The organism is Actinomadura nitritigenes (assembly GCF_017573545.1).
GTDB lineage: Bacteria > Actinomycetota > Actinomycetes > Streptosporangiales > Streptosporangiaceae > Spirillospora > Spirillospora nitritigenes.
This window is the reverse complement of record NZ_JAGEOK010000020.1, coordinates 38,221-64,725: the sequence shown is the minus strand read 5'-3', so window position 1 is coordinate 64,725 and position 26,505 is coordinate 38,221. Positions and strand designations below refer to the sequence as shown.

At 73.1% G+C, this 26,505-nt stretch carries 26 protein-coding genes; 9 read left to right on the top strand and 17 right to left on the bottom strand.

The features are described from left to right. Window positions 1–54: 54 nt before the first annotated feature. Together J4557_RS29010 and J4557_RS29005 are read left to right on the top strand one after the other, a co-directional pair. Window positions 55–1,404, top strand: coding sequence for a hypothetical protein (locus J4557_RS29010; RefSeq protein ID WP_208269926.1), 1,350 nt, complete (start codon window positions 55–57; stop codon window positions 1,402–1,404). Further along, complete coding sequence (locus J4557_RS29005) at window positions 1,401–2,861, top strand: M48 family metallopeptidase (protein ID WP_208269925.1); 1,461 nt, start codon at window positions 1,401–1,403, stop codon at window positions 2,859–2,861. Before J4557_RS29010 ends, J4557_RS29005 begins: the two co-directional genes overlap by 4 nt. A gap of 289 nt (window positions 2,862–3,150) precedes the next feature. Here J4557_RS29005 and J4557_RS29000 read toward each other — a convergent pair whose 3' ends face one another. The 4 genes from J4557_RS29000 to ctaC all read right to left on the bottom strand — a co-directional run bounded on the left by J4557_RS29000 (window position 3,151) and on the right by ctaC (window position 7,438). Further along, window positions 3,151–4,359, bottom strand: a complete 1,209-nt coding sequence (locus J4557_RS29000) for a L,D-transpeptidase (RefSeq protein ID WP_208269924.1) — start codon at window positions 4,357–4,359, stop codon at window positions 3,151–3,153. 206 nt (window positions 4,360–4,565) lie between these two features. Continuing rightward, the gene (locus J4557_RS28995; RefSeq protein WP_208269923.1) at window positions 4,566–4,976 is read right to left on the bottom strand and encodes a cytochrome c oxidase subunit 4; all 411 of its coding nucleotides are present in this window, start codon (window positions 4,974–4,976) and stop codon (window positions 4,566–4,568) included. A gap of 3 nt (window positions 4,977–4,979) precedes the next feature. After that, a complete protein-coding gene (ctaD, locus tag J4557_RS28990) occupies window positions 4,980–6,644 on the bottom strand; it encodes an aa3-type cytochrome oxidase subunit I (protein ID WP_208269922.1) in 1,665 nt (554 codons plus the stop codon). Next, window positions 6,641–7,438 carry an aa3-type cytochrome oxidase subunit II gene (ctaC, locus tag J4557_RS28985; protein WP_208269921.1) on the bottom strand — a complete coding sequence of 266 codons (798 nt, stop codon included), beginning with the start codon at window positions 7,436–7,438 and terminating at the stop codon, window positions 6,641–6,643. Before ctaC ends, ctaD begins: the two co-directional genes overlap by 4 nt. Before the next feature lie 164 nt (window positions 7,439–7,602). Here ctaC and J4557_RS28980 point away from each other — a divergent pair, with 164 nt between their 5' ends. Beyond that, entirely contained in the window at window positions 7,603–8,763 is a 1,161-nt protein-coding gene (locus J4557_RS28980; RefSeq protein WP_208269920.1) for a cysteine desulfurase family protein, read from the top strand. Between the two features lie 64 nt (window positions 8,764–8,827). Beyond that, a complete protein-coding gene (locus J4557_RS28975; protein WP_208269919.1) occupies window positions 8,828–9,136 on the top strand; it encodes a sulfurtransferase TusA family protein in 309 nt (102 codons plus the stop codon). Between the two features lie 52 nt (window positions 9,137–9,188). On the opposite strand, the gene J4557_RS28970 is transcribed toward J4557_RS28975, so the two are convergent. Both J4557_RS28970 and J4557_RS28965 read right to left on the bottom strand, forming a co-directional pair. Next, window positions 9,189–10,175, bottom strand: a complete 987-nt coding sequence (locus J4557_RS28970) for a carbohydrate kinase family protein (RefSeq protein WP_208269918.1) — start codon at window positions 10,173–10,175, stop codon at window positions 9,189–9,191. Between the two features lie 188 nt (window positions 10,176–10,363). Further along, complete coding sequence (locus J4557_RS28965; RefSeq protein ID WP_190868582.1) at window positions 10,364–10,726, bottom strand: HesB/IscA family protein; 363 nt, start codon at window positions 10,724–10,726, stop codon at window positions 10,364–10,366. A 235-nt stretch (window positions 10,727–10,961) separates the two neighbouring features. Here J4557_RS28965 and nadA point away from each other — a divergent pair, with 235 nt between their 5' ends. Continuing rightward, on the top strand, window positions 10,962–12,116 hold the full coding sequence (gene nadA / locus J4557_RS28960) for a quinolinate synthase NadA (protein ID WP_208269917.1): 1,155 nt from the start codon (window positions 10,962–10,964) through the stop codon (window positions 12,114–12,116). A gap of 155 nt (window positions 12,117–12,271) precedes the next feature. On the opposite strand, the gene J4557_RS28955 is transcribed toward nadA, so the two are convergent. The 5 genes from J4557_RS28955 to J4557_RS28935 all read right to left on the bottom strand — a co-directional run bounded on the left by J4557_RS28955 (window position 12,272) and on the right by J4557_RS28935 (window position 15,881). Then, window positions 12,272–13,063, bottom strand: a complete 792-nt coding sequence (locus J4557_RS28955) for a maleylpyruvate isomerase family mycothiol-dependent enzyme (RefSeq protein WP_208269916.1) — start codon at window positions 13,061–13,063, stop codon at window positions 12,272–12,274. 103 nt (window positions 13,064–13,166) lie between these two features. Beyond that, window positions 13,167–13,736: a PspA-associated protein PspAB gene (pspAB, locus tag J4557_RS28950; protein WP_208269915.1), complete on the bottom strand. Its 570-nt coding sequence runs from the start codon at window positions 13,734–13,736 to the stop codon at window positions 13,167–13,169. Window positions 13,737–13,739: 3 nt separating this feature from the next. Next, the gene (htpX, locus tag J4557_RS28945) at window positions 13,740–14,657 is read right to left on the bottom strand and encodes a zinc metalloprotease HtpX (RefSeq protein WP_208269914.1); all 918 of its coding nucleotides are present in this window, start codon (window positions 14,655–14,657) and stop codon (window positions 13,740–13,742) included. A 142-nt stretch (window positions 14,658–14,799) separates the two neighbouring features. Further along, the gene (pspAA, locus tag J4557_RS28940; protein WP_208269913.1) at window positions 14,800–15,078 is read right to left on the bottom strand and encodes a PspA-associated protein PspAA; all 279 of its coding nucleotides are present in this window, start codon (window positions 15,076–15,078) and stop codon (window positions 14,800–14,802) included. After that, entirely contained in the window at window positions 15,075–15,881 is an 807-nt protein-coding gene (locus J4557_RS28935; RefSeq protein ID WP_206700381.1) for a PspA/IM30 family protein, read from the bottom strand. Before J4557_RS28935 ends, pspAA begins: the two co-directional genes overlap by 4 nt. A 131-nt stretch (window positions 15,882–16,012) precedes the next feature. On the opposite strand from J4557_RS28935, the gene J4557_RS28930 reads away from it, so the two are divergent. Both J4557_RS28930 and J4557_RS28925 read left to right on the top strand, forming a co-directional pair. Then, the gene (locus J4557_RS28930; RefSeq protein WP_208269912.1) at window positions 16,013–16,594 is read left to right on the top strand and encodes a DUF3043 domain-containing protein; all 582 of its coding nucleotides are present in this window, start codon (window positions 16,013–16,015) and stop codon (window positions 16,592–16,594) included. 96 nt (window positions 16,595–16,690) lie between these two features. Beyond that, window positions 16,691–17,692 (top strand): aldo/keto reductase family protein, encoded by a 1,002-nt coding sequence (locus J4557_RS28925; RefSeq protein ID WP_208269911.1) that lies wholly within the window; start codon window positions 16,691–16,693, stop codon window positions 17,690–17,692. A gap of 98 nt (window positions 17,693–17,790) precedes the next feature. Here the strand turns inward: J4557_RS28925 and J4557_RS28920 are convergent, their stop codons facing one another. After that, window positions 17,791–17,988, bottom strand: a complete 198-nt coding sequence (locus J4557_RS28920) for a hypothetical protein (RefSeq protein WP_208269910.1) — start codon at window positions 17,986–17,988, stop codon at window positions 17,791–17,793. A 43-nt stretch (window positions 17,989–18,031) separates the two neighbouring features. After that, the gene (locus J4557_RS51750) at window positions 18,032–18,940 is read right to left on the bottom strand and encodes a DsbA family protein (protein ID WP_208269909.1); all 909 of its coding nucleotides are present in this window, start codon (window positions 18,938–18,940) and stop codon (window positions 18,032–18,034) included. Between the two features lie 79 nt (window positions 18,941–19,019). Between J4557_RS51750 and J4557_RS49930 the strand changes: the two genes are divergently transcribed. Together J4557_RS49930 and J4557_RS28910 are read left to right on the top strand one after the other, a co-directional pair. Then, a complete protein-coding gene (locus J4557_RS49930; protein ID WP_243776507.1) occupies window positions 19,020–19,964 on the top strand; it encodes a bifunctional adenosylcobinamide kinase/adenosylcobinamide-phosphate guanylyltransferase in 945 nt (314 codons plus the stop codon). Beyond that, the gene (locus J4557_RS28910) at window positions 19,961–20,728 is read left to right on the top strand and encodes an adenosylcobinamide-GDP ribazoletransferase (protein ID WP_307800267.1); all 768 of its coding nucleotides are present in this window, start codon (window positions 19,961–19,963) and stop codon (window positions 20,726–20,728) included. The genes J4557_RS49930 and J4557_RS28910 overlap by 4 nt, the downstream gene beginning before the upstream one ends. 24 nt (window positions 20,729–20,752) lie before the next feature. On the opposite strand, the gene J4557_RS28905 is transcribed toward J4557_RS28910, so the two are convergent. From J4557_RS28905 to J4557_RS28890, 4 genes are read right to left on the bottom strand one after another with little or no spacing between them, the layout of a single operon-like run. Beyond that, window positions 20,753–23,446, bottom strand: coding sequence for a fumarate reductase/succinate dehydrogenase flavoprotein subunit (locus J4557_RS28905; RefSeq protein WP_208269908.1), 2,694 nt, complete (start codon window positions 23,444–23,446; stop codon window positions 20,753–20,755). Further along, window positions 23,446–24,276, bottom strand: coding sequence for an ABC transporter ATP-binding protein (locus J4557_RS28900; protein ID WP_208269907.1), 831 nt, complete (start codon window positions 24,274–24,276; stop codon window positions 23,446–23,448). Before J4557_RS28900 ends, J4557_RS28905 begins: the two co-directional genes overlap by 1 nt. Further along, window positions 24,273–25,049, bottom strand: a complete 777-nt coding sequence (locus J4557_RS28895) for an ABC transporter permease (RefSeq protein ID WP_307800266.1) — start codon at window positions 25,047–25,049, stop codon at window positions 24,273–24,275. Before J4557_RS28895 ends, J4557_RS28900 begins: the two co-directional genes overlap by 4 nt. Next, window positions 25,046–26,503, bottom strand: a complete 1,458-nt coding sequence (locus tag J4557_RS28890; RefSeq protein ID WP_243776506.1) for an ABC transporter substrate-binding protein — start codon at window positions 26,501–26,503, stop codon at window positions 25,046–25,048. The genes J4557_RS28895 and J4557_RS28890 overlap by 4 nt, the downstream gene beginning before the upstream one ends. Window positions 26,504–26,505 lie beyond the last annotated feature (2 nt).

The following is a 26,505-nucleotide window of genomic DNA, read 5'->3' as shown; positions in this document are numbered from 1 at the left end:
GCGACACGGCGCCGATGGCACGGCTTCCACGGAAGGCTCAATAGGATCGCGCGCATGGAGGACGGCCCACCGCAGGACGGCCCCGCCGAGGACGAGGGGCACGACGCCCCCGGATCCCGGCGGGGCGGTCCCGCCCTTCCGTGGGACGCGTGGGCGCGGTCCGCCACCGTCACGCGGCGCCGGGCGCTCGCGCTGGGCGCCGGCGGCGCCGCGCTGCTGGCCGCCGGCGGCGCCGGCGTCCTCGGCGCGCGGTCCGGCGGTTCGCGGGCCGCGGCCCGCACCGCCCGGCCCTCCGCGCCGTTCGATCCGGACACGGCGCGCGCCGTCCTGGCGAACCGGTCCCGCGCCGTCGCGGCCGGCGACCGGACCGCGTTCCTCGCCACGGTCTCCTCGGCGCCCGCCGCGTTCCAGGACGCCCAGGCCCGGCTCTACGACAACCTCCGCAAGCTGCCCCTGGACGGCTGGACGGAGCGGTTCGCGGGCACCGAGTCGGCGAACGCGGAGGGCGGCGCCGCCGTCGTCCGCGTGGAGACCCGGTACCGGCTGCGCGGCTTCGACCGCGGCGACGTCGCCCGCGCCCGCCACCTCACGTTCGCGCCCCGCTCCGGCGCCTGGACGGTCGTCGGCGACGGCTCGGCCCTCGGGTACCACGACGACGCCGAGATCTGGGACGCCGGGCCGCTGAACGTCGTCAGGGGCCGCGCCAGCCTCGTCGTCGGCGACGGCGGCGGGCTGGCGGGCATCGCCGAGCGCCTCGACGCGGCCGTCCCGGTCGTCACCGGCGTCGTCGGGAAGGGCTGGGCGCAGCGGGCCGTCGCGCTGGTCCCCGCCGACGAGCGGCTCGCCGCCTCCCTCGCCGGGCCGGACGAGAGCCTCGGCCAGATCGCCGCGCTCGCCACCGTGGCTCCGTCCGCCGGCGGCGGCCGCGGCGAGGACCGCGTCATCGTCTCCCCCGGCACGTTCGGCCGGCTCAACGAGCTCGGCCGCACCGTCGTGCTCACCCACGAGCTGACCCACGTCGCGACCGGCGGCGCCACCGACCGCACCACCCCGCTGTGGCTCATCGAGGGGTTCGCGGACTACGTCGGCTACAAGCACGCCAAGGTGAGCGTCCGGTCGGCCGCCAGCGAGCTGCGCCGCGAGCTGCGGTCGGGGCCCGCGCCGTCCGCGCTGCCCTCCGCCGCCGACTTCGCCGGCTCCTCCGACCACCTCTCCCAGGCCTACCAGGAGTCCTGGCTCGCCTGCCGGATGGTCGCCGACCGGTACGGTGAGGCGACGCTCGTCCGGCTGTACCGGGCCGCCGGGCGGGACTCCGAGGCCGCCGCGCTGCGCTCCGTGCTCGGCCTCGCCCGGGACCGCTTCGTCGCGCTGTGGCACGACTACCTGAAGAAGGAGCTCACATGAGCGAGGGAGACGGCGGCGAGCCGTCGGTCACCGAGCCGCCCGGACGCCCGGACGGCCCGGCTGGCCGCGCGGACGCCGCCGGGGCCGGCGGCGGGGCCCGCCGGACGCGGGGCCCGCGCCGCGCCGCCGCCGTCGCGGCCGTCCTGCTGTTCGCCGGCGTCGCCGCCGTCCTCGGCCTCACCACCCCGTGGAACCCGCTGCCCGGCCACGTCCCCGGCGGGCATGTGCGGGCCGACGCCTCCCTCGACTTCACCCCGCGCGAGATCGCCCGCGCGAAGGCGTTCGACGGCGCCATCAACCCGCCGGCCTACTCCGGGCTCCTCGTCGGCCTCGCCGTGGTCCTGGTCCTCGGCTTCACGCCCCTCGGCTCCCGGTTCATCGGCTGGACGACCGCGCGCGTCCGCCGCCGCCCCCTGCGCGTCGCCGCCGCGGCCGTCGCCCTCACCACGCTGCTGCGCGTCGCCGGCCTGCCGTTCGACGCCTGGGGCGAATCGGTCCTGCGCCGCTACGGGCTGTCCACCCAGAGCTGGCCCGCGTGGGCCGTCGACCAGCTCAAGTCCCTCGGCGTCACCTGGGTCATCTACACGATCGCGCTGCTCCTGCTGTACGCGGTCGTCCGCCGCTTCCCGCGCTACTGGTGGACGGGCGCCGCCGCGGGCGGGTTCGTGCTCGTCGTCGCGGTGTCGTTCATCTATCCCGTCGCGGTCGAGCCGGTCTTCAACAAGTTCCACTCGCTGCCCGCCGGGCGGCTGCGCACCGACCTGCTCGCCATGGCGAAGCGCGACGGGGTGCCGGTCAAGGACGTCCTCGTCGCCGACGCGTCCCGCCGGACGACCTCGCTGAACGCCTACGTGTCCGGGTTCGGCTCGACGCGCCGCATCGTCCTGTACGACACGCTGCTGAAGTCGCCGCGCCCGCAGATCGAGTCGATCGTCGGGCACGAGCTGGGCCACGCCAAGCGCGACGACGTGCTGTGGGGCACCCTCGTCGGCGCGCTCGGCGTCGCGGGCGCCCTGTGCCTGCTCTACCTGCTGACGACGTCGCCGCGGCTGCTGCGCCGCGCCGGCGTCGACCCGGACGTCCCCGCCGCCCGCGACGCCCGGAGCACCGGCCCCGCCGACCCCCGCTCCATCGCGCTGGTCCTCGCGCTGGTCGCCGCCGGGACGCAGGTCGCCGCCCCGGTGCAGAACCTCGTCAGCCGCCGCATCGAGGCCCGCGCCGACGCGCACGCCCTCGACCTCACCCGCGACCCGTCCACGTTCGTCGCGATGCAGCACGAGCTGTCCGTCCGCAACATCGACGACCCGGACCCGAACCGGGTCGAGTACCTGCTCTGGATGACCCACCCGTCCGGCCCCGACCGCATCGCCATGGCCCGCAACTGGTCCAAGATGCACCACGTTCCCGTTCCGCCACCCTCGGCGTCAGGCGCCAGGGCGCCTTCGTCCCACGGGTGACGCGGCGATCGCCGCATCGCTCCGACTCACCCTGGAGGCTCACGGAGCGAGCGCCAGCCCCCCGCACCGAACCCCAGCCACGGCGGTCTGAACCCCAGCCACCGCCACGGGCAGGCACGCGGAGCGAGTGCAGCGAGCGCAGCGGGCCTGCCCGACGACGGGCAAGGCGTTTCGCGCGGAGCCCTAGCGGAGCGCGAAACGCCTTGCCCGTCGTGACGGGGTTCCAGGGGGTCGCCCCCTGGGCTAACACCGTGACGGGGGTTCCAGGGGGTCGCCCCCCTGGGCAGACTCAGTTATGGCTGGCGCGGGGCTTTTGGGCGGCGCCCTGGCCGGACTGGGCGGAGAGGGTCGCGGCGTCCGCGTGCGGGGCCGTCGAGACCGACCGCTTGAGGGCGCTGCCCTTCACCCAGTCGCTCCAGCCCATCTGCCAGAAGCCCCAGCCGTTGTCCGGGGCCAGCGGGCGGCTGGTGCCGGTGACGGTGACGACGTCGCCGCGCTGGGCGAGGTTGTAGAACCACTTGGCGTCGGAGGGGCTGACGTTGATGCAGCCGTGGCTGACGTTGTCGTGGCCCTGGTCCCCGACCGACCACGGTGCGCTGTGCACGTACTCGCCGCTGTCGGAGATCTTCACCGCCTTGTACACGGTGAGGCTGTAGTAGCCGGCGCAGCCCTGGCCGCACCCCTCCCAGTCCGACGTCATCGTGACCGGGTCGTCCTTCTGCATCGTCAGGTGGACGCCGTTCGTGGTGGTGTACTTCTCCTCGCCGCCGCGTCCCATGCTGGTCGGGATCGTCCGGGCCTTCCTCCCGTTGATCTTCACGACCATCTTGTGGTTGTCCTCGCCGGCCGTCGAGACGTGGGAGTCGCCGACGGTGAAGTTCACGGCGTAGTCCTTGCCGCCGTACATGCCCTTGCCGTTGTTCACGCCGCTGAGGTGGGCGACGAACGACGCCTTGGTGTGCGCGGGCCAGTACTCCTTGGTCCGGAACACGACCTCCTGGTTCCCGAGCCAGTGCCAGGCGCCCTCGACGGGCTTGTCGGAGCGCACCTCCAGCGCCCGCTCGACCGCGGCCCTGTCCTTCACCGGGCTGTCGAAGCGCATGATGATCGGGATGCCGACGCCGACGGTCTCCTTGTCGAACGGCGCGTCGACGGTGACCCCGAACTTCTTCTGCACGGTCGCGACGGTGAAGCCGCTGCGGACCGTGCGCGTCCTGCCGTCCTTGCCGACGGCCGTGGCGTCCACCGTGTAGGACTGGCCCGGCGCGAGGGACCAGCGCGACCGCCACTGCGTCCGGTCGGCGTTCAGGTCGCCCTCGACGGGCGCGCCCTTCGCCGTCGTCACCGTGACGTTCGCGATCCTGCCGGTCTTCGCCCGCACGTCGATCGGGCTGTCGGGCGGCAGCGCCGCACCGCCGCCCGGCGACACGGCGAGCGAGACCGCGTCCCGTCCGGTCACCGCCTGCTGTCCGGAGCACGCCGCGACGCCCGCCACCATGCCCGCGCCCGCAAGGACGGCGGCGGCACGCCTTCCCCGGTACCTCGGTCCTGAGTCACCCACCCGCACGTGGACCCCCCGGTCGTTTCCCACCTGGACGAGCGATTCGCCTGGCCAGCCCTATTTGCTGGGACGACGTCCAGTATGTGAAAGGGGCGGTACCCGCGAAATTGCGGATACCGCCCCTCTTGGGGTTCTTTTACCGGTCAGTGGGCGAAATGACCCCGGTAGTACTCGAACACCAGTCCGATCGAGGTCAGGATCGCGGCGCACGCACCGAGGATCACCAGCCACCAGCCGAACACGACGCCGAGGGCGACGGCCGCGGCCGACAGGCCGAGGAACAGCGGCCACCAGCTGTGCGGGCTGAAGAAGCCCAGCTCGCCCGCCGCGTCGGCGATGTCGCCCTGCGGGTCGTCCTCGTAGAGCGGGCCCGCGTTCGCCCGCTCGAGGCGCCGGACGGTGAAGTGGATGTAGAACCCGATCAGCCCGGCGAGGCCGATCGCGAGCGCGAGCGCCGTGGTGCCGGTCCAGTCACCCGACCAGAGCCAGTACACGACGTCGGTGGCGAGGAAGAAGACCGCGCAACCGTAGAACATGAACGCCTGGACGCGCATCGGCTACTCCTTCGCCCCGGCGAGCTCGCCCTGCGCGCCCACGTGCGGGTGGTGCAGGTCGAACGCCGGCCGCTCGGAACGGATCTTCGGGATCGAGTTGAAGTTGTGCCGCGGCGGCGGGCACGAGGTGGCCCACTCCAGCGACGAGCCGTAGCCCCACGGGTCGTCCACCTCGACGCGCTTGCCCTTCTTCCACGTGATGTACACGTTGTAGAAGAACGGCAGCATCGACGCGCCCAGGATGAAGGCGAAGATCGACGACACCTGGTTCAGGCCCTCGAACTCCTTCGGGTAGTCGGCGTACCGGCGCGGCATGCCCTCGGCGCCCAGCCAGTGCTGGATGAGGAAGGTGCCGTGGAAGCCGATGAACAGCAGCCAGAAGTGCACCTTGCCGAGCCGGTCGTTCAGCATCTTGCCGGTCCACTTCGGCCACCAGAAGTAGAAGCCCGCGAACATCGCGAAGACCACGGTGCCGAACACGACGTAGTGGAAGTGCGCGACCACGAAGTAGGAGTCCGACAGCTGGAAGTCCATCGGCGGGGACGCGAGGATGACGCCGGTCAGGCCGCCGAACAGGAACGTCACCAGGAAGCCCAGCGACCACAGCATCGGCGACTCGAACGTCAACTGCCCTCGCCAGATCGTCCCGACCCAGTTGAAGAACTTCACCCCCGTGGGCACGGCGATGAGAAACGTCATGAAGGAGAAGAACGGCAGCAGCACCTGGCCGGTGACGAACATGTGGTGCGCCCACACGGTGACCGACAGGCCCGCGATGCTGATGGTCGCGAAGACCAGGCCGATGTAGCCGAAGACGGGCTTGCGGGAGAACACCGGCAGGATCTCCGTCACGATGCCGAAGAAGGGCAACGCGATGATGTAGACCTCCGGATGCCCGAAGAACCAGAACAGGTGCTGCCACAGCAGCGCACCGCCGTGCGAGGCGTCGAACACGTGCGCGCCGAGCTTGCGGTCGGCCTCCAGGGCCAGCAGCGCGGCGGCGAGGACCGGGAACGCCAGCAGGACCAGGATCGAGGTCAGCAGGACGTTCCAGGTGAAGATCGGCATCCGGAACATGGTCATGCCCGGCGCGCGCATGCACAGGATCGTCGTGATGAAGTTGACCGCGCCCATGATGGTGCCGAAGCCCGACATGGCCAGGCCCATCACCCACATGTCGCCGCCGACGCCCGGCGAGCGGACCGCGTCGGAGAGCGGGGCGTAGGCGAACCAGCCGAAGCTGGCCGCGCCGCCCGGGGTCAGGAAGCCCGCGATGACGATCAGGCTGCCGAACAGGAACAGCCAGTACGCCAGCATGTTCAACCGGGGGAACGCCACGTCCGGCGCGCCGATCTGCAGCGGCATGATCACGTTCGTGAAGCCCGCGAACAGCGGCGTCGCGAACATCAGCAGCATGATCGTGCCGTGCATGGTGAACATCTGGTTGTACTGCTCGTTGCTGACCACCTGCAGGCCCGGCTTGAACAGCTCGGCGCGGATGACCAGCGCCAGGATGCCGCCGAACAGGAACATCACGAAAGAGGTGATCAGGTAGAGGTAGCCGATCACCTTGTGGTCGGTGGACGACAGCCAGTTGGCGACGATGCGCCCCTTGCTCGTCCGCACCGTGGTGACCGGCGCGCTCGGTGCGTGACTGATCGTGGTCACTTGGCACCCCCCGCGGCCAGGGCGGCCTTCGAATCGGCGATGAACTTCTGGTACTGGGCCGGCGTGACCACCTTCAGCTGGAACAGCATCCGGCTGTGGTCGACGCCGCAGAGCTCGGCGCAGCGGCCCTCATAGGTGCCCAGCTTGGTCGCCTCGAACTCGAACTCGTTGTCGTAGCCGGGCATGACGTCCTTCTTGTAGAGGAGCGCCGGGACCCAGAACGAGTGGATGACGTCGTTGGAGTGCAGTCGCACCCGCACGTGCTCACCGGCCGGGATGATCATCACGGGCTTGGCACCGGAGGTGGAGTTCGGGTTGACCGGCTGGCCCACGACCGAGGCGACGGTCTGCTCCGTGCCGGCGTTGTCCTTCTGCTTGTAGTCGAACTGCCAGCTCCACTGGAACGCGGTGACGTCGACGACCACGGGAGGGTTCTTGGTGGTCTTCTCGACGTAGTTCTCGTCGCGTGCCGTGAAGTAGAACAGGACCGCGATGATGACGAACGGGACCGCCGTGTAGAGGATCTCGATCGGCATGTTGTAGCGGACCTGCGGAGGCAGGTCGTCGGAGCGCTTGCGGTGGAACAGCACCGCCCAGATGATCAGGCCCCAGACGACGGCCCCGACGGCGAACGCCGCGATCCAGGACCCCTGCCAGAGCTTCAGCATGCGCTCGGCCTGCGGGCCGATCGGCTCGGGCATGCCCAGACGGGATGCCTGGCCGCTGCACGCGGTTGCGGACAGCGCCAGCAGCCCTAGCGCGCCGGCGCTTTTCAATGCGCGGCGACTGCGCACAGGCGTACGCCGCTCCCCAGAGCGGGTCGGACTCACGGAATGCCTTCCCCACGGATGAAAGCCCGGTCGACCCGGGCGGTGAGATCAGTTGTTACACGTGTGGTGGACACACTAGCGCTAGGGTCGCGCGAACCCCCGATCGGGTGCCCGGTTAGTGTTCTGGCGTGGCTGACTCCAGTGCGCCGGACGGGTACTTCGACGCCGCCTCGACCGAGCCGCCGCATCCCGCGGCGCGAGCGGCGCTGCTGGAGGCGCTGGACGCGGGCTGGGCCGATCCCGCCAGGTTGTACGGGCGGGCCCGGGGCACCCGCATGCTGCTGGACCGGGCCCGCGCGCGCGTCGCGGGCGTCCTGGGCGCACGGCCGGACGAGGTGTCGTTCACGTCGTCGGGCACCCAGGCGGTGCACCTGGCGGTCCTCGGGGGGCTCCAGGCGCGCCGGCGGGCCGGGCGCCACCTGGTGGTGAGCGCGGTCGAGCACTCCAGCGTGCTGCACGCCGCCGAGCTGCACGAGGCGGACGGCGGCGAGGTCACGGTCGTCGGCGTCGACCGGTCCGGGCGCGTCGACCCGGCCGCGTTCGCCGCGGCGCTGCGCCCGGACACCGCGCTGGCGTGCCTGCAGTCGGCCAACCACGAGGTCGGGACGCTCCAGCCCGTCGCGGAGGCGGCCGAGGCGTGCCGCGCGGCGGGCGTGCCGCTGCTGGTGGACGCCGCGCAGTCGCTCGGCCGGGTGGACGTGCCCGGCGGCTGGTCGCTCCTGGCCGGCAGCGCCCACAAGTGGGGCGGGCCCGCGGGTGTCGGGGTCCTCGCGATCCGCAAGGGCACCCGGTGGCGCTCCCCGCTGCCCGCCGACGAGCGCGGGGCGCGCCGCGTCCCGGGGTTCGAGAACGTCCCGGCCGCCGTGGCGGCCGCCGCCGCGCTGGAGGCGTTCCGCGCGGAGGCGGAGGAGGAGGGCCCGCGGCTCGCCGCGCTCGTGGACCGGATCCGCACGGAGGTCCCGGCGGCCGTGCCGGACGTCGAGGTCGTCGGCGACCCGGTCCGCCGGCTGCCGCACATCGTCACGTTCTCCTGCCTGTACGTGGAGGGCGAGGCGCTGCTGACCGAACTCGACCGCGCGGGTTTCGCCGTTTCGTCCGGTAGCTCGTGCACGGCGGATACGCTGCGTCCGAGTCATGTGCTCGAGGCGATGGGAGTGATTACCCATGGGAACGTGCGGGTATCGCTGCCGCGTGGCGTGGCTTCCGCCGACGTCGACCGGTTCCTCACCGTCCTCCCCGGCACCGTGGCCCGGCTGCGCCGGACGGCGCTGAACGCGCTGGACCCGTGACCGGCACCGGCGGCAGAACACCACATCGAGCCCGAAGCATCAGGAAAGGGAGGCGGTCGCGCCCATGAGGTTCCGAGGCCGCGCCAGGAGCGGAGTCTCCAACGGGACGGCGGCACCGCCCCCCGCCGAACCCGCCTGGCCTCCCCCGGCCCTGGTCATCGACGCGCTCGGCCGCAAGTGCCCGATCCCGATCATCATGCTGGCGGAGCGGATCCGCGAGGTCCCGGTCGGCGAGGTCATCGCGGTCCTCGCCGACGACGCCGCCGCGCGCACCGACGTTCCCGCCTGGTGCCGGATGAAGTCGCAGGACTTCGTCCGCGAGGAGACGCTCCCGCAGGGCGGCTGGGGCTTCCACATCCGCCGGACGTACTGACGCCACGCCGTCGCCGGGGGCCGCGCGGGCGCGGTCCCCTGCGACGCGCCGCTCACGCGTTGGGGCAGGTGAGGTGCGGCTCGACGTCGGCGGCCGCACCGGCGCCGTAGGCGGCGGAGAGCCGGTCGAGGAACGCCCGCCGCGACAGCGTGTACTCCTGCGGGCCGGCGGCCTCCAGAGCGTGGGCCGCGACGGTGCTGCCGACCTGCGCGGCGCGCTCCAGCGGCAGGCCCCAGGCCGTCGCCGACAGGAAGCCGGAGCGGAACGCGTCGCCGACGCCGGTCGGGTCCACGACGTTCTGGACGGGGACGCAGGGCACGTGCAGGCCCTCCTCCCCCTGCCGGTCGATGACGACGCCCTTGGCGCCGAGGGTGGTGACGCGGATCCCGACCCGGGACAGCACCTCCTCGCCCGACCAGCCGGTCTTCTCCTCGAACAGCGCCTTCTCGTACTCGTTGCTGAACAGGTACGCGGCGCCGTCCAGGAGGCGGCGGACGTCCGCGCCGTCCATCCGGGCGAGCTGCTGGGACGGGTCGGCGGCGAACGGGATGCCGCGCGAGCGGCACTCGTCGGTGTGCCGGAGCATGGCCTCCGGGTCGTTCGCGCTGATCAGCACGAGGTCGAGGCCGCCGACGCGATCGGCGACCGGGCCGAGCTCGATGGAGCGGGCCTCGCTCATCGCGCCGGTGTAGAAGGAGGCGATCTGGTTCTGGTCCTGGTCGGTGGTGCACAGGAACCGGGCGGTGTGGTGCAGCTCGGACACGTGCACGGAGGCGGTGTCGACGCCGTGCCGGTCCAGCCAGGAGCGGTAGTCGGCGAAGTCGTCGCCGACGGAGCCGACGAGGATGGACTCCTTGCCGAGGCTCCCCATCCCGAAGCAGATGTTCGCGGCGACGCCGCCGCGGCGGATCTCCAGCTCGTCCACCAGGAAGGACAGCGAGACCCGGTCGAGCTGGTCGGGCAGGAGCTGGTCGGAGAACCTTCCGGGGAAGGTCATCAGATGGTCGGTCGCAATGGAGCCAGTCACGGCGATGCGCACGCGTCGCTCTCCTCGTCGTGGTCGTCCGGCTTGTCACCGGCTGTTTCAACCCGGAAAGACTACTTCCCATCGGACCACACGACGCGGCGGGTGCGCATCCCGGCGGTGCGGGGCGGGCATGCGAAAGGGGCGGCCCGGACGTCTCGTCCGGCCGCCCCTCCGCCGGCCCGCGGGCCGGCGGTGCTCCGTCAGTTGAAGGAGTCGCCGCAGGCGCAGGAGCCCGACGCGTTCGGGTTGTCGATCGTGAAGCCCTGCTTCTCGATCGTGTCGACGAAGTCGATGGTGGCGCCGGTCAGGTAGGGCGCGCTCATCCGGTCGACGCGCACGTTCAGCCCGCCGAAGTCCTGGATCTGGTCGCCGTCCATCTCCCGCTCGTCGAAGAAGAGCTGGTAGATCAGGCCGGAGCAGCCGCCCGGCTGCACGGCGACACGCAGCGCAAGGTCGTCGCGGCCCTCCTGCTCGAGCAGGCCCCTGGCCTTCTCGGCGGCGGCGTCGGTGAGGATGACGCCCTGCTGCGTGGTCTCCTGCGTGGTCTCGCCTGAAACCGTCATGTGTTCAGCTCCCGGGTCTCGCTGCGCCGCGATGCGGCGGACTGTCGCTTGTCCTCGAGGACGACTTACGCCTCTTCCCGTAGGACAACGTACCTCGCCACAAGCCCATTCCGCGTATCGCCCGTGTTTAACGCCGCAGGGCGGTGCGGCCTACGTCACACCTCCCCCGCGGCGATGGTGTGCCATCATTAGTCGTCAGAGCGACGATAAGTCCCGTCGCAGGAGGGAGACTCCCGTGACCACCCCAGTGCGCGACCTTCCGCTGCTGCTCCTGGGCGAGGGCTCCGACCCGGCCAGCGAGCGCGGCGTGGACTGCCCGGGCGAGCTGCCCCCGGCGTCCGACCCCGCGCTGGTCGAGCGGGCCCGCGCCGCCAAGGCGGCCCTCGGCGACTCGGTGTTCGTCCTCGGCCACCACTACCAGCGCGACGAGGTCATCCAGTTCGCCGACGTCACCGGCGACTCGTTCAAGCTCGCGCAGAAGGCCGCCGCGCGCCCGGAGGCGCCCTACATCGTGTTCTGCGGCGTGCACTTCATGGCCGAGTCCGCCGACATCCTCACCGCGCCGCACCAGAAGGTGATCCTGCCCGACCTCGGCGCCGGCTGCTCCATGGCCGACATGGCGACCTTCGACCAGGTCGAGGAGTGCTGGGACGTCCTGGAGGACGCGGGCGTCGCCGACGACGTCGTCCCGGTCACGTACATGAACTCCTCGGCCGACATCAAGGGCTTCGTCGGCCGGCACGGCGGCGTGGTGTGCACCTCGTCCAACGCCAAGCGCGCCCTCGACTGGGCGTACTCCAAGGGCAAGAAGGTGCTGTTCCTGCCCGACCAGCACCTCGGCCGCAACACCGCCGTCCTGGAGATGGGCTTCTCGCTGGACGACTGCGTCGTCTACAGCCCGCACCGCCGCGAGGGCGGCCTCACCCACGAGCAGCTGCGCGACGCCAGGATGATCCTGTGGCGCGGCCACTGCTCGGTGCACGGCCGGTTCACCAAGGAGTCGGTGGACGAGGTCCGGGCGCGCGTGCCCGGCGTCAACGTGCTCGTCCACCCCGAGTGCCGGCACGAGGTCGTCACGGCCGCCGACCAGATCGGCTCCACCGAGTACATCATCAAGGCGATCGAGGCCGCCGACCCCGGCACGTCCTGGGCGGTCGGCACCGAACTGAACCTCGTCCGGCGCCTCGCGAACGCCCACCCGGACAAGAACGTCATGTTCCTCGACAAGACCGTCTGCTACTGCTCCACGATGAACCGCATCGACCTGCCGCACCTGGTGTGGTCGCTGGAGTCGCTGGTGCGCGGCGAGGTGGAGAACGTGATCACGGTCGACGAGGACACCGCCCGCAACGCCAGAGCCGCACTCGACCAGATGCTCGCTCTGCCTTGACAAACCTGGCCCAGGGGGCTCGCCTGGCGGCTCGCCCCCTGACCAGGCTTGGGCGAGCGCGACCTCGCTTCGCGAGCTTCCCGGCGGGGCTCGCCTCCGGCGTCGCCCCGCCGGTCAGATAGCGCGCTCGCGCGATGGCCGCGGCCTTGCCCCGGTCAGATCGCAGAGTTTTCGACCCAGTGGACGAGCAGGTCGTCGTTGCCGGAGAACTCCAGGGCGGAGTCGCCGAGCTTGCGGCGGCCCCACAGGAACAGGAAGACGTCCGAGGCAGCGCCGCGGACGGTCGCGTCGGCGGCGCCGGGCTCGCCGGGTCCGTCCGGGGCGTCGTGGCGGCTCCACTCGAAGCGGTCCGGCAGGAGGCGGAACAGCCAGCGGGAGCCGAGGTCGGCGGCCTCGAACGCCAGCACCTCGCCGTCGCCGCGCAGGTTCTCCACCTTCGGCGCGAACGCGGCGGCCCGCTCCAGGTTCTCCAGCAGCTCGTCCATCCCGTCGGCGGCCGTGTCGGGGGCGACGGCGGGCGTCCGGCCGCAGGCGATCTCCAGGTCGGCGCGGTGCACGGCGGTCTCGAACAGCATCCGCCGGGACCAGAAGCGGACGTGCTGGTCGACGCCCCACGCCCACACGGGGGCGTCCGGGTCGGCCGCCCGCAGGATCTCCAGGAGCCGTCCGGCGCCCTCGGTGTACCAGGGCAGGTGGTCGCCCGGCACCACCGGGAACGAGACGCCCAGCTCGCGCAGGCTGAGCCGGCGCGGGGCACCCACCCGGACGGTGCCGCCCGCCCACCGGTGCATGGCGCCGAGATGGCGGACCAGCTCGGCGACGGACCAGCCGGGGCAGGACGGCACGGGCTCCTCGAGGTCGGCGCCCGCGGCGATCTCGGCGAACGCGGCGGCCTCCGCCTCCAGCGCGTCGCAGTGGCGGGCGTGGTCCCAGGGACGTCCGGTCATTACGCCTCCCGCATGAGCCGACCGTGGACGTTCGATCACAGACATACCCCGCATCAGCCCACAGATCAGAGCGTCCCGGACCGGAGTGCGCGGGGGCGGCCCGTCACAGGCCGGGGGCGCCCCACACCGGGAACCAGCGGCCGAGGTCCGCCTCGAACGGCAGGTCGGCGCCGACCGCGCCGCGCACCTGCAGCTCCAGGGCGTTGTCCCGCTTGTCGCCGGGCAGCGGCGCGAACGGGTAGAAGGTGCCGCGCTTGTACAGGTAGACCAGCGCGAGCCGCTGCCCCTCCGGGCCGCGGAAGCCGGCGAGCGAGCACAGCAGGTGCGGGCCGAACCCGCCCGACTCCAGCGTGGAGTTCACCGCGTGCAGGTCGGTGACCAGGTCGGGCAGCTCCTCCGGCGGGTGCGTCGCCAGCAGCCACGTGTACCCGTAGGAGTCGGTGCTGATCTCGACCTTCGGCCCCTCGTCGGCGTCGAGCAACTCCTGGACGTCGGCCTGGAGCCGCGCGAACGCGCCGCCCTCGGCCGCCCGGAAGCAGACCGAGCCGAGCCCGGTCGGCTTGAACCCGGTCGCGGCCTCCAGTGTGATCGCCGCCGTGGACAGCCCGAAGAGCTGGTCGAGGTCCGGCTTGACCGGCTTGGACCGGCCGAGCAGCGTGTCCAGGAAACCCACGGGTCAGACTCCCCTGCTGAGCTGGTCGGAGATCTTCGACAGCTGCGCGAGCCGCTTGTCGAGCGACGGGTGCGTCGAGAACAGGTGCGAGATCGTGAAGCCCTTGCCGAACGCCGGGGCGAAGAAGAAGGCGTTGAACGCCTGCGCCGAGCGCAGGTCGTTGGTCGGGATCCGGGCGATCTCCCCGGACACCTTGGTCAGCGCGCTCGCCAGCGCGGACGGGCGGCCGGTCAGCAGCGCGGCGGCCCGGTCGGCCGACAGCTCCCGGTAGCGCGACAGCGCCCGGGTGAGCAGGAAGCTGACCGCGTAGGCCACGGCGCTCACCGCGACCACGGCGAGCAGGATCAGGCCGGTGTTCTGGTCGTTGTCGCGGCGGTTGAAGCCGCCCCACAGGCCCCACTCCAGGCCGAAGCGGGTGATGAGGCCGGCGCAGATGCCGAGGAACGAGGCGATCGTCATGACCGCGACGTCCTTGTGCGCGACGTGCGCCATCTCGTGGGCGAGCACGCCCTCCAGCTCGACCGGGTCGAGCCTGCGCAGCAGCCCGGTGGTCACGCAGACCACGGCCTTCTTCTGGTTGCGGCCGGTCGCGAACGCGTTCGGCACGTCGGTGTCGGCGACGGCGACGCGCGGCTTCGGCGCGTCCGACATGGCGCAGATGCGGTCGATCACGCCGTGCAGCTCGGGCGCCTCCTCCGGCGAGACCTCCCGGCCGTGCATGGCGAACATCGTCAGCTTGTCGGAGAAGAAGTACTGCGCGAACAAGAACGCGAGCGCGATGACGAGAGCGACCACCCCGAACTTCGGAGCGATCACGAAGAAGGCCGTCACGAAGACGACGTAGACCAGTCCCAGCAGGAACATGGTCACGAGCATGCGTGACGTCAGCCCCCGGTCGGAGGCGTAACGCGTCGAGGCCATCCGGCAACCCCCAGTTTTCTTTCCCCGATTCACTTGTGAGAACGCGCGAGCCCCGGTTTTTGTGCCAGGCACCGCCGGAGTCCCGCGCGAATCGTCCTGGAGGACGACCGGCCCCTGGCCGCCCCGCCGGGCGGCCAGGGATCTAGTCCGGGATCAGCCCCTCGTCGCCGAGCATGGCGCGCACCTCGTCGATCGCCGCGTCCGCCGGCGGCAGGATGAGCTCGGACGGCGCCAGGCTGTCGGCCGGCAGCGGCTTGCCGACCTTGCGCACGCTCTCCAGCAGGGCGTGCAGCGCGGTGCGGAACGCCGTCTCGTCGCCGGCCTCGATGGCCGACTCGAGCTCGCCGTCGAGGGTGTTGAGCTCGGCCAGGTCGCCGTCGGCGACGTCCAGCTGCCCCTCGCCCATGAGGCGGACGATCACTGCGCACCCCCGGGCTGCTGCGGCCACGGGGCCTGCTGCGGGGTGTCGTGCTGCTGCTGGGGCTGCGCCGTGGGCGAGCCCTGGTTCAGCTCCTTGGGCGCCGGGCCCTGGCCGAGTTCGGCCTTCAGGCGCTCCAGCTCGAGGTCGACGCCGGGGCCGGAGCCCATCCGGTCGAGCTCCGCCTGGATGTCGTCGCGGGGGCCGGAGAAGTCCTCGAGCGCGCCGGAGGCGAGCAGCTCGTCGATGGCGCCGGCGCGCGCCTTCATGTTCTCGGTCTTCTCCTCGGCGCGCTGGATCGCCAGGCCGACGTCGCCCATCTCCTCGGAGATGCCGGAGAAGGCCTCGTTGATCTTGGTCTGCGCCTCGGCGGCGGTGTACGTCGCCTTGATCGTCTCCTTGCGGGTGCGGAAGGAGTCGACCTTGGCCTGCAGCCGCTGGGAGGCGAGCGTGAGCTTCTCCTCCTCGCCCTGCAGCTGCTGGTACTGCGCGCGCAGGTCGTTCAGCTGGGAGTCCAGCCCGGACCGGCGGGTCAGCGCCTCGCGGGCGAGGTCCTCGCGGCCCACCTGCAGCGCCTTCTTGCCCTGGTCCGTCAGCTTGTTCTGCTGCTGCTCGAGCTGGTTGATCTGCAGCTCGAGACGCTTGCGCGAGGTGGCGACGTCGGCGACCCCCCGACGGACCTTCTGCAGCATCTCCAGCTGGCGCTGGTAGGAGTAGTCGAGCGTCTCGCGAGGATCCTCAGCCCGGTCCAGGGCCTTGTTGGCCTTGGCCTTGAAGATCATCGACATTCTTTTCATCACGCTCATCGCGCGGCGCCGGTCCCTTCGTGCTGTGCCTCAGTCGCATACTGGGCTCAATGACCACTGCTGGGGTTCTTATCACCCTACGCGTTAACGCGCGAGGCAGCCACGATGTTCGCAGCCGGTAGGCTGACCCCGTGTTCAAGCGTCGTACCCCGGAAGCCCCGCCGAATCCTCCTCAGGTAGTAACGCCGAAGCCGGGAGGCAAGGGGCGGCCCACGCCGAAGCGGAGCGAGGCCGAGAAGCGCCGCCGCCAGCCGATCACCGCGCCCTCCACGCGCAAGGAGGCGTACAAGAAGGTGCGGGAGCGGCAGGCGACCGAGCGCGAGCGCGCCCGCGCCGGCATGGCCCGCGGGGACGAGAAGTACCTCCTCAAACGGGACAAGGGGCCGGTCCGGCGGCTCGCCCGCAACTACGTGGACGCGCGCCGCACCGTCGGCTCGTACCTCATGTACGGGATGTTCGCGATCGTGCTGCTGAGCCTGCTGCCGATCCCGGCGGCCAAGCTGCTGGTGCTGTTCGCGCCGCCGCTGCTGCTGATCGTGGTGTTCGGCGAGGGCCTGATGCTGAGCCGGGGCGTCAAGAAGCTCGCCGCCGAGCGGCACCCGGACGAGGACACCAAGGGCGTCGGGCTCTACGCGGCGATGCGCGCGATGCAGATCCGCCGGCTGCGGATGCCCGGCCCGCAGGTGAAGATCGGCGAGAAGGACAAGGTCTGACGCGACGCCCCCGGCGCCTCTCCGCGCCGGGAACGTTCCGCCGGCGGCGCACCCGCCGGGACCGGCGGTGATCTCCGCGGGGCTAGGGTCGTGGGCATGGAGTTCCGATACCTGGGCCGGAGCGGTCTGAAGATCAGCGAGATCGCGTACGGCAACTGGCTCACCCACGGCTCCCAGGTCGAGGAGGACGCGGCGCGCGCGTGCGTGCGCGCGGCCCTCGACGAGGGGATCACCACCTTCGACACCGCGGACGTCTACGCCGGGACGCGCGCCGAGGAGGTCCTCGGACGCGCCCTGAAGGGGCAGCGCCGCGAGGGGCTGGAGATCTTCACGAAGGTCTACTGGCCCACCGGGCCCGGCGTGAACGACCGGGGCCTGTCCCGCAAGCACATCATGGAGTCGATCAACGGCTCGCTGCGCCGCCTCGGCACCGACTACGTGGACCTCTACCAGGCCCACCGGTTCGACTACGAGACGCCGCTGGAGGAGACCCTCCGCGCGTTCGACGACCTCGTCCGGCAGGGCAAGGTGCTGTACGTCGGCGTGTCGGAGTGGCGCGCGGAGGAGATCGAGCGCGCCCTGAAGATCGCCGACGAGATGGGGTTCGACCGGATCGTGTCGAGCCAGCCGCAGTACTCGATGCTGTGGCGGGTCATCGAGGAGGAGGTCGTCCCGCTGTCCGAGCGCGAGGGGATCGGCCAGATCGTCTGGTCGCCGATCGCGCAGGGCGTGCTGACCGGCAAGTACAAGCCGGGGCAGGCGCTGCCGGAGGGGTCGCGCGCCACCGACGACAAGGGCGGCGCCGACATGATCAAGCGCTACCTGAACGACGACCTGCTGACCCGCGTGCAGAACCTGAAGCCGATCGCCGACGACCTCGGGCTGTCGATGGCGCAGCTGGCGATCGCGTGGACGCTGCAGAACCCGAACGTGTCGGCGGCGATCGTCGGCGCGTCGCGTCCGGAACAGGTCGCGGACAACGTGAAGGCGGCCGGGGTGAAGCTGGACGCCGACGTGCTGAAGCGCATCGACGACGTGCTCGGCGACGCGGTGATCCGCGACGCGTCCAAGACCGTCAGCCCGCGCACCCGCCCGTGAGCTGAGGCGCGCCGGACGGCGGAAGGGGCCGCGGGACGCCCGTCCCGCGGCCCCTTCCGCTCGGTGCGGGCCCTTCCGCCCCGGCGGGCCGTCCCACGTCACTCCGGGTCTTGCAGGCTCATCTCGTAGACGACGGTCTCGCCGTCCAGCAGCGTCACCTTGTCGACCTCGCCGGCGCGCAGGCTCCGCCAGTTCTCGCCCAGCCAGCTCTCCGCGTCCGACTGGGTGGTGAAGGTCTCCTCGGACGTGCCGACCGTCCGGCCGTCGGCCTTCTCCAAACGCCAGCTCCACGCCATCGCGCTCGACCTCCCTCGTCGCGGGTGAGACTAGCCGTTCCGGTCAGGACGCGGCCTCGATGGCGCGCCGCAGGGCGTCCGGCGTCTGGGTGTCGGACGAGGCGAGCAGCCTGCCGTTCACCCGCACGGACGGGGTCCCCTGGACGCCGGACGAGATGTAGGACTGGCTGACCCGGCCGACGTCGGAGGCGTACCGCTGCCCGGTGACGCAGTTCCTGAAGTCGTCGCCGGTGAGCCCGAGGGGCGCGGCCCAGGCGAGCAGGTCGGAGGTCGCGTACCCCTCGCTGCTCTCGGACGGCTGGTGCGCGTAGAGGGCGTCCTGGTAGGACAGCCAGCGCGCGCCCTCGCGGACGCACCGCAGCGCGGACGCGGCGCGCGTCGAGTTGCCGTGCTGCGGTTCGGTGCCCGCGCCGAAGATGACCATCGGGTGGAAGACGACCTTCGCCTCGCCCGCCACGGCGACCTGCTTGAGCATCGGGTCGTTGGTGCGGTCGAAGTTGCCGCAGGGCGGGCAGGAGAAGTCCTCGTAGATGTCGACGACCGGGGACGTGACGCCCGGCCTGGCCATGGTGAGGCTGCCGTCGGGGTTCGGGAGCGCCTCCGCGCCGCCGGCGATCCGCCCGGTCTGGTAGCCCGTCCCGTCCGAGCCGCCGTCGGCGCGGTCCCCGCCGTCCTTGCCGCCGCCTCGGGTGAGCAGGACGACGGCGGCGACCGCGACGAGAACGAGCACGAGACCGCCGCCGATCAGGGCGATCAGCAGGCCCGGGCCGCGGCGCGGCGGGGGCGGCGGGCCGGGCTGCCAGGGCCGCCCGCCGGGCGGGGGCACGGTGATCGGCGGCGCCGGCGGGGCGCCCGGGGGCACGGGCGCGGGGCCGTTCGGCGGCACGGGAGGGGGGCCGTAGGGCGGCTGCGGCCCCTGGTCCGGCCAGGGCGGGGTCGGGGGGTTGCCCACCGGGGGTCTCCTTCTGCCGGGAGGTCGTGATCCTTCCAGGTGAGCGTATCCAGGTGGGCCCGTAGAGTTTCGGACCGTTATGGACATCGAACTCCGCGGTATCGCCGCGCCGGGCGGCTGGCCTGGTGACGGCTGCCGCTGCGCGTCCTGCGGGCGGCTCCGGGCCGCCGGGGTGCGGCATGAGCCGGCCACCGTGCTCCTCGACGGCGTCCCGGCCGAGGACCTCCCCCGCACGCGGGTCCCCGGCGGGCTCGACGTGCGGGCCCCCGGCGGAGGGCGGGTCCTGATGGCGTCCGGGCCGGGCGCGCGGCCGGAGCCCGTGCCGGACGCGCGCTACGACGCCGTCCTGCTCGACCTGGCGGGCTCGCCCGAGCATCTCGGCCACCTGCGCCGCATCGGCGCGGTGACGGCCGATACGCGCGTCATGGCCGTCCACGTGGACCACCGGATGCCGTCGCCGGCGGAGCTGGCGCGGCGGACGGCGTTCTGGGCGCGGCCGCAGGACGGCCCGTTCCGGACGCTGCTGCTCGGCGGGTCGCGGTCGGGCAAGTCGGCGGAGGCCGAGCTGCGGCTCGCGGGCTCCCCCGACGTCCTCTACGTGGCGACCGGCCCGGTCCGCGACGACGATCCGGAGTGGGGCGCGCGGGTCGAGGCGCACCGGCGGCGCCGTCCGGCCTGGTGGCGGACGGCGGAGACGACCGACCTGGCGGGCGTGCTGGCGTCGGCGTCCGGGGCCGTCCTGGTGGACGGGATCGGGACGTGGCTGGCGGCGGCGATGGACGAGGCGGGCGCGTGGGACGACCCGCGGCGGGTGCTGCCGGCCCTGGACGCGGTGGTCGAGGCGTGGCGCGGCACCGCGGCCCGGGTGGTCGCGGTGTCCGACGAGGTCGGGCTGTCGCTGGTGCCCGCGACCCCGTCCGGGCGGGCGTTCCGCGACATGCTCGGGCTGGTGAACCAGCGGCTCGCCGCCGAGTCGGAGGAGGCGGCGCTGGTGGTGGCGGGCCGCGTCCTGGAGCTGCCGTGAGGGGCGCCTGGGCCGGGGCGCGGCTGGCGGTGACGCTGCTCACGATCGTTCCGCTGCGGACGCCCGAGGTGAACCGGGACACGGGCCGGGCCGCGATGCTGGCGGCGCCGCTCGTCGGGCTGCTCACCGGCGGCGCCGCCGCGCTGGTGCTGCTGCTGGGCGACGCGCTGGACCTGTCCGGGCTGCTCGCCGCCGCGCTCGCGGTGGGCGCGGCGGCGGTGCTCACCCGGGCGCTGCACCTGGACGGCCTCGCCGACCTCGCGGACGGCCTGGGCAGCGGGCGGCCCGCCGGGGACGCGCTCGCGATCATGAAGCGGTCGGACATCGGCCCGTTCGGCGTCGTGACGCTGCTGCTCGTCGTGCTGGCCCAGGTCGCGGCGCTGGCGTCGGCGCCGCACGCCGCCGTCGCCACGCTGATCGCCGGCGTGACGGGCCGGCTGGCGCTGCCGTGGGCGTGCCGGGAGGGGGTTCCGGCGGCCCGCCCGGGCGGGCTGGGCGCGCTGGTCGCGGGGACGGTCCCGGCGCGCGGCGCGCTCGTCGCGACCGTCGCGGTCCTGGCCGCCGCCGGGGCCGCCGGAGCGGCGTCCGGCGGCCTCGGCGGCGCCCTGCACGGGCTCGCGGCGGTGGTGGTCGGCCTGGCGGCCGCGCTGCTGATGCTCCGGCACGCCGTCCGGCGGCTCGGCGGCGTCACCGGCGACGTCTTCGGCGCGCTGGTGGAGATCGCCGCGACCGCCGCCCTGCTGGCCCTGGCCGCGCTCCCCTGACGGGTCAGGGGGCGCCCCGGCGGGTCAGGAGATGAGGGCCCGGCGGGCGTGGGCGCGGACGTCGGCGTCCGGGTCGGACCGCGCGGCGCTCAGCGCCTCGGTGGTCTCGGCGGTGCGCGGCTGGGCGGACAGCGCGATCACGGCGGCCTTGCGGACGTCGAGGTGCGGGTCGTCCAGGGCCTTGATCAGCGGGACGGACGCGGTGCCCGGGTCGGCGCCCGCGAGGCCCCGCGCGGCGCCGGCGCGGACCTGCCACGCCGGGTCGTGCAGCGCCGCCGCCGCGGCCGCGTCCAGCGGAGGCGGGCAGCCGACGCCCGCGAGGGCCTCGAAGGCGGCGGCGCGGACGAGGTCGTCGGCGTCGCCGGCGAGGCGGCCGAGGACGGCGGCGGACGCCGGGGCGCCGATCGTGCCGAGCCCGTGCGCGACGGCGATCCGCACCTCGCGGGACGCGTCGCCGGCCGCGCGCGCCACCCCGTCCGCCGCGTCGTGCGCGACCAGCCCGCGGACGGCCTGCAGCCGGACGCGGTGGTCGGGGTCGCCGAGCGCGGCGGCGAACACGTCCGCGCCGCCGAGGCGCAGCGCGCGCAGGACGTCCAGGACCGCGGCCCGCACCTGCGCGTCCGGGACGCCCAGGGCTCCGCTCAGCGCGTCCCGGACCTCCCCCGTCGCCGGCAGCACCTCGACGAGCTCGCGCAGCGCCGTCGCGGCGGCGTGCCGGACGGAGCCGTGCGCGTCGCCGAGCGCGGTGGCGAGCGCCCCGGCGACGTCGTCCGGGGCGACCTCGGTGAGGGTGGCGACGGCGGCGCGCCGCACCTTCGGGTCGGGGTCGGACAGGTAGGCGGCGACCGCGCCGACGTCCGGTTCGGTCTCGGCGAGCCGCTGCAGCTCCAGGAGCCGCGGGGACCGTCCGACCGCGGCCGTGCGACGGGGCCCCTCGGCCGGGCGGGCCGCGGCCGCGACCCGTGCGGCGGACCCCGCCCCGAGGACCTGCGGCTCGGCGCCCTCGGGGACGGTGAACTCCTCGACGGGCACGAGGTACGGGGCGACCGGCCGCTTGACGAACTCCATCGCGCCGTCGTCGCGGCGCCGCAGGTTGAGGTGGAACATCCACTCGGCGTCGTCGCGTTCGGGCAGGTCGGCGCGGTCGTGGTAGAGGCCCCAGCGGCTCTCGGTGCGGGTGAGGGACGACCGGGCGGCCATCTCGGCGCAGTCGCGGATGAAGGTGACCTCGGCGCAGCGCATCAGCTCGTGCGGGGTCCGCGCGCCCATCCCGGCGATCTCGGTCTCCATCCGCGCGAACGTCTCGACGGCGATGTCGAGCCTGGTCCGCGTCTTCGGCGGCGCGACGTAGTCGTTGACGAACCGGCGCAGCTTGTACTCGACCTGCGGCTGCGGCGGGCCGCCGGGGTTGCGCAGCGGGCGGTAGATCAGCTCGTGCGCGGCCCGGATCTGGTCCTCGGGCAGCTCGGCCGGCCCGCCCCGGCCGGCGGGCAGGTGGGCGGACGCGTGCGCGCCCGCGAGGTCGCCGAACACGAACGCGCCGATCATGTAGTTGTGCGGCACGCAGGCCAGGTCGCCCGCCGCGTACAGGCCGGGGACGGTGGTGCGGGCGTTCTCGTCCACCCAGACGCCGGACGCCGAGTGCCCGCCGCACAGCCCGATCTCGGAGATGTGCATCTCCACGTCGTGCGTGCGGTAGTCGTGGCCGCGGCCCGCGTGGAACGTGCCGCGCGTCGGCCGCTCGGTGCTGTGCAGGATGCCCTCGAGCGCGGTCAGCGTCTCGTCCGGCAGGTGCGTGAGCTTGAGGTAGATCGGCCCGCGCGCGGAGTCGATCTCCCGTTTGACCTCGGACATCATCTGCCCGGACCAGTAGTCGCAGTCGACGAACCGGGTGCCCTCGGCGTTGACCTGGTACCCGCCGAACGGGTTGGCGACGTAGGCGCAGGCGGGCCCGTTGTAGTCCTTGATGAGCGGGTTGATCTGGAAGCACTCGATGCCGCTCAGCTCGGCGCCCGCGTGGTAGGCCATCGCGTAGCCGTCGCCCGCGTTGGTCGGGTTCTCGTACGTCCCGTACAGGTAGCCGGACGCGGGCAGGCCGAGCCGGCCGCACGCCCCGGTCGCCAGGATCACCGCCCCGGCCGCCACGGTGACGAACTCGCCGCTGCGGGTGTCGAACCCCACCGCCCCGACGGCGCGCCCGCCCGACGTCAGGACGCGCACCGGCATCACGCGGTTCTCGATCCGCACCTTCTCCCGGATGGAGCGCTGCCGCAGCACCCGGTAGAGCACCTTCTTGACGTCCTTGCCCTCGGGCATCGGCAGCACGTAGGAGCCGGAGCGGTGGACGCGGCGCACCGCGTACTCGCCGTGCTCGTCCTTCTCGAACTTCACGCCGTACCTCTCGAGCCGCTTCACCATGGCGAACCCGCGCGTGGCGGTCTGGTGGACGGTCCGCTGGTCCACGATGCCGTCGTTGGCGCGGGTGATCTCGGCGACGTAGTCCTCCGGCGTGGCCTTGCCCGGGATGACCGCGTTGTTCACGCCGTCCATGCCCATGGCGAGCGCCCCGGAGTGCCGGACGTGCGCCTTCTCCAGCAGCAGCACGGACGCGCCGTGCTCGGCCGCGGTGATCGCGGCCATCGTCCCGGCGGTGCCGCCGCCGATCACCAGCACGTCGGCGGCCAGCTCGCGCCGCTCGGTCGCGGCGGGGATCTCCATCACACGATCTCCTTCATCTCGGTCTCCCGCGCATCGGTGTCCCGCGCACCGGTGTCCCGCGCATCGGTCTCCCGCGCCTCGGCACGCGCGCCCAGCGCCGCGAGGACCTCCTCGCGGGGCGCGCGCGCTGGGAACCGCGCGGTGACGCCGCCCGCGCCGAGGACGGCGATCCGGTGGCCGATCAGCAGCGCCTCGTCGACGTCGTGGGTGACGAACACGACGGTCGCGGGCGCGTCGGCGATCACGTCGAGGAGCAGCCGCTGCATGCTCGCGCGGGTCTGCGCGTCGAGCGCGCCGAACGGCTCGTCCATGAGGATCGCGCGGGGCCCGGCGGCGAGCGTCCGGGCGAGCTGGACGCGCTGGCGCATCCCGCCGGACAGCTCGCGCGGCAGCCGCCCGGCGGCGTCCCCGAGGCCGACCCGGGCCAGCCAGCGGTCCGCCGCCGCGCGCCGCTCCGCCCGCCGCACGCCGCGCAGCGACAGCGCCAGCTCGACGTTGCGGCGCGCGGTCCGCCACGGCAGCAGCGCGTCGTCCTGGAACATCAGCGCCCGGTCGGCGGACGGCCCGGTGACGGGCTCCCCGCCGGCGAGGACGCGCCCGGACGCGGCGGGCAGCAGCCCGGCGAACGCGCGCAGCAGCGTCGACTTCCCGCAGCCGGACGGGCCGAGCACGGCGAGGACCTCGCCCGCCTCGGCGGTCAGGTCGAGCCCGGTGACGACGGGCCGGCCGCCGTAGGCGAGCGTCACGCCCTCGGCCCGCAGCTCGATCGCGCTCCCGGCGCCGCGCGGGGAGGCGGGTCCCCGGGCCCTCCGGTCCGCTCCGCCCGTCATGAGCGCCCCTCCCTCGGCAGCCAGCGGGTCAGCCGGCGGCCCGCCAGCTCCACGGCGGCGGAGGTGAGGTAGCCGAGCAGCCCGATGGTGGCCATCCCGACGAGCACGCCGGGGTAGTCGACGATCGTGTACGCCTGCCAGGTCCGGTAGCCGACCCCGAAGTCGCCGGAGATCATCTCGGCGGAGATCACGCAGATCCACGCGACGCCCATCCCGATGGACAGCCCGCCGAACACGCCGGGCAGGATCCCCGGCAGCACGACCCCGGACAGGACCCGGACGCGGCTGCCGCCCAGCGTGCGGACGGCGTCCTCCCACACGAGCGGGAGGGCCTTCACCGCGTGCCGGGTGCCGACCAGGACGGGGAAGAACGCGGCGGCGAAGGTGATGAACACGATGCCCTGCTCGTTCGCGGGGAACAGCAGGATCGCGACCGGCACCAGCGCGATCGCCGGGATCGGCCGGGCCACCTCGAACAGCGGCTGCAGCAGGTCGCCCGCCCACCGGGACCGGGCGGTGGCGACGCCCGCGGCGACGCCGAGGACGGCGGCGAGCGCGAACCCGGTGAGGATGCGGACGAGGCTCTGCGCGACGTCCTGCCAGTACTGGGCGTGCTCGGCCTGCCGGCCGAACTCCCGCAGCACGTCGGCCGGGCCGGGGAACCGGTCGAACCGGACCCACAGCCTGACGTCCGCCGCGGTCAGCATCTGCCACACCGCGAGCGCCGCCAGGAGGGACGCGGCGCGGACGGGCCAGCGCAGGAGGCCGCTCACGCGCTCTTCACCGCCTCGTCATAGGTGACGACCTCGGCGCCGGAGTGCGCGGCGACGTACTCCCGCGCGCCCTCCTCCGTGGCGAACGGCTTGAACCTCTCCCCCGCCTTGGCGGCCGGGTCCTCGACCCAGACGTCCTTGTCGGCGAACCAGCGGGTGCCGGTCGTGGCGTCCGGGATGTAGACGGCCCTGAGCCGCTTGCCCTGGCCCTGGAGCGCGCGCACGTTCTTCAGCAGGCAGACCGGGTCGGCCACCGGGCGCGTGCTCTCTTCGCCCTGCACCCACACCTCGCCGGCGGTCTTCGGGTCGTCCACCCTGGTCTTGCACACCTCGTCGGTCCCGGTGATGGCGGCGGGGTTGGCGGTGGACGCGGCGTCGTGGTCGTAGGACGCGCCGTACGCCTTCCTGATGTAGGAGTCGTTGATGAAGGGCCCGACCTCCAAGGGGGTCTGGATGACCCCGATGGACTTCAGGAACGGGACGTCGTGCACGAAGGCGTCCTTCAGCCCCTGCTTGATGGTCGGGTCGAACGTGGCGACGCCGCCCGCGCCGTTGTAGAGGTACACGGTCTCGGCGGGCAGCCCGGTGGTGGACGCCACCGACTCGGCCGCCGCCAGCGGGTGCGCGTGCAGGTAGTCGGTCGCGTCGATCTGCGCGCGCAGGAACGCGTCCAGCACCTTGCCGTCCTTCTCGGCGAACTGGTCGCGCACCACCACGCCGTGGAACGTGGGCACGCCGAGCCGGCCGCCGTCGTACAGCAGCCGCGCCTGCCCCTTGTCCACCAGCAGGCCGGGCCAGGCGACGAACTGCGCGAACGCCGCCGCGCTGCCCGCCTGCAACGCCGACGCGCCCACCGTGGGCTGCTGGTTCTCGACCTTGACGTCCTTGGCGGGATCCAGCCCGTACTCGCGGGCCGCCTGGACGAAGGTGCCGTGCCCCGCTGAGCCGACGCTCGTCGAGACCGTCCGCCCCTTGAGGTCGCGCAGCGTCTTCGCCTTGGAGCCCGGGGCGACGACCACGCCGTTCAGGGAGCCGCGCATGTTGTAGCCGGTCACCGACACCCAGGAGGTCTTCGCGTCGCCGCCCTGGGCCTGCGCCCGCGACCCGTTGATCAGCAGCGGGTAGTCGCCCATCGAGCCGATGTCGATCTTCCCGGCGAGCATCTGCGCGGTGATGGGCGCGCCGGTGTCGTAGTCGCGCCACACCACCGAGTACTCCGTGCCGTCCTGCTTCCCGAGCGCCTTCAGCCGCTTCTCGAAGTAGCCGAGCGAGCGCAGCAGCGTCCCGGCGGTGACGGTGTTGATGGTCTTGGACTGGTACCCCACGACGATCCGCCCCGAGCCCCCGCCGCCGGCGGCGTTCCCGGCCACGGTGCAGCCGGCCAGGAAGGGGAGGAGGGCGGCGCCCGCGGCCAGTGTCGTCTTCATCGCGTTCATCGATGGCATCGCGTTCATCG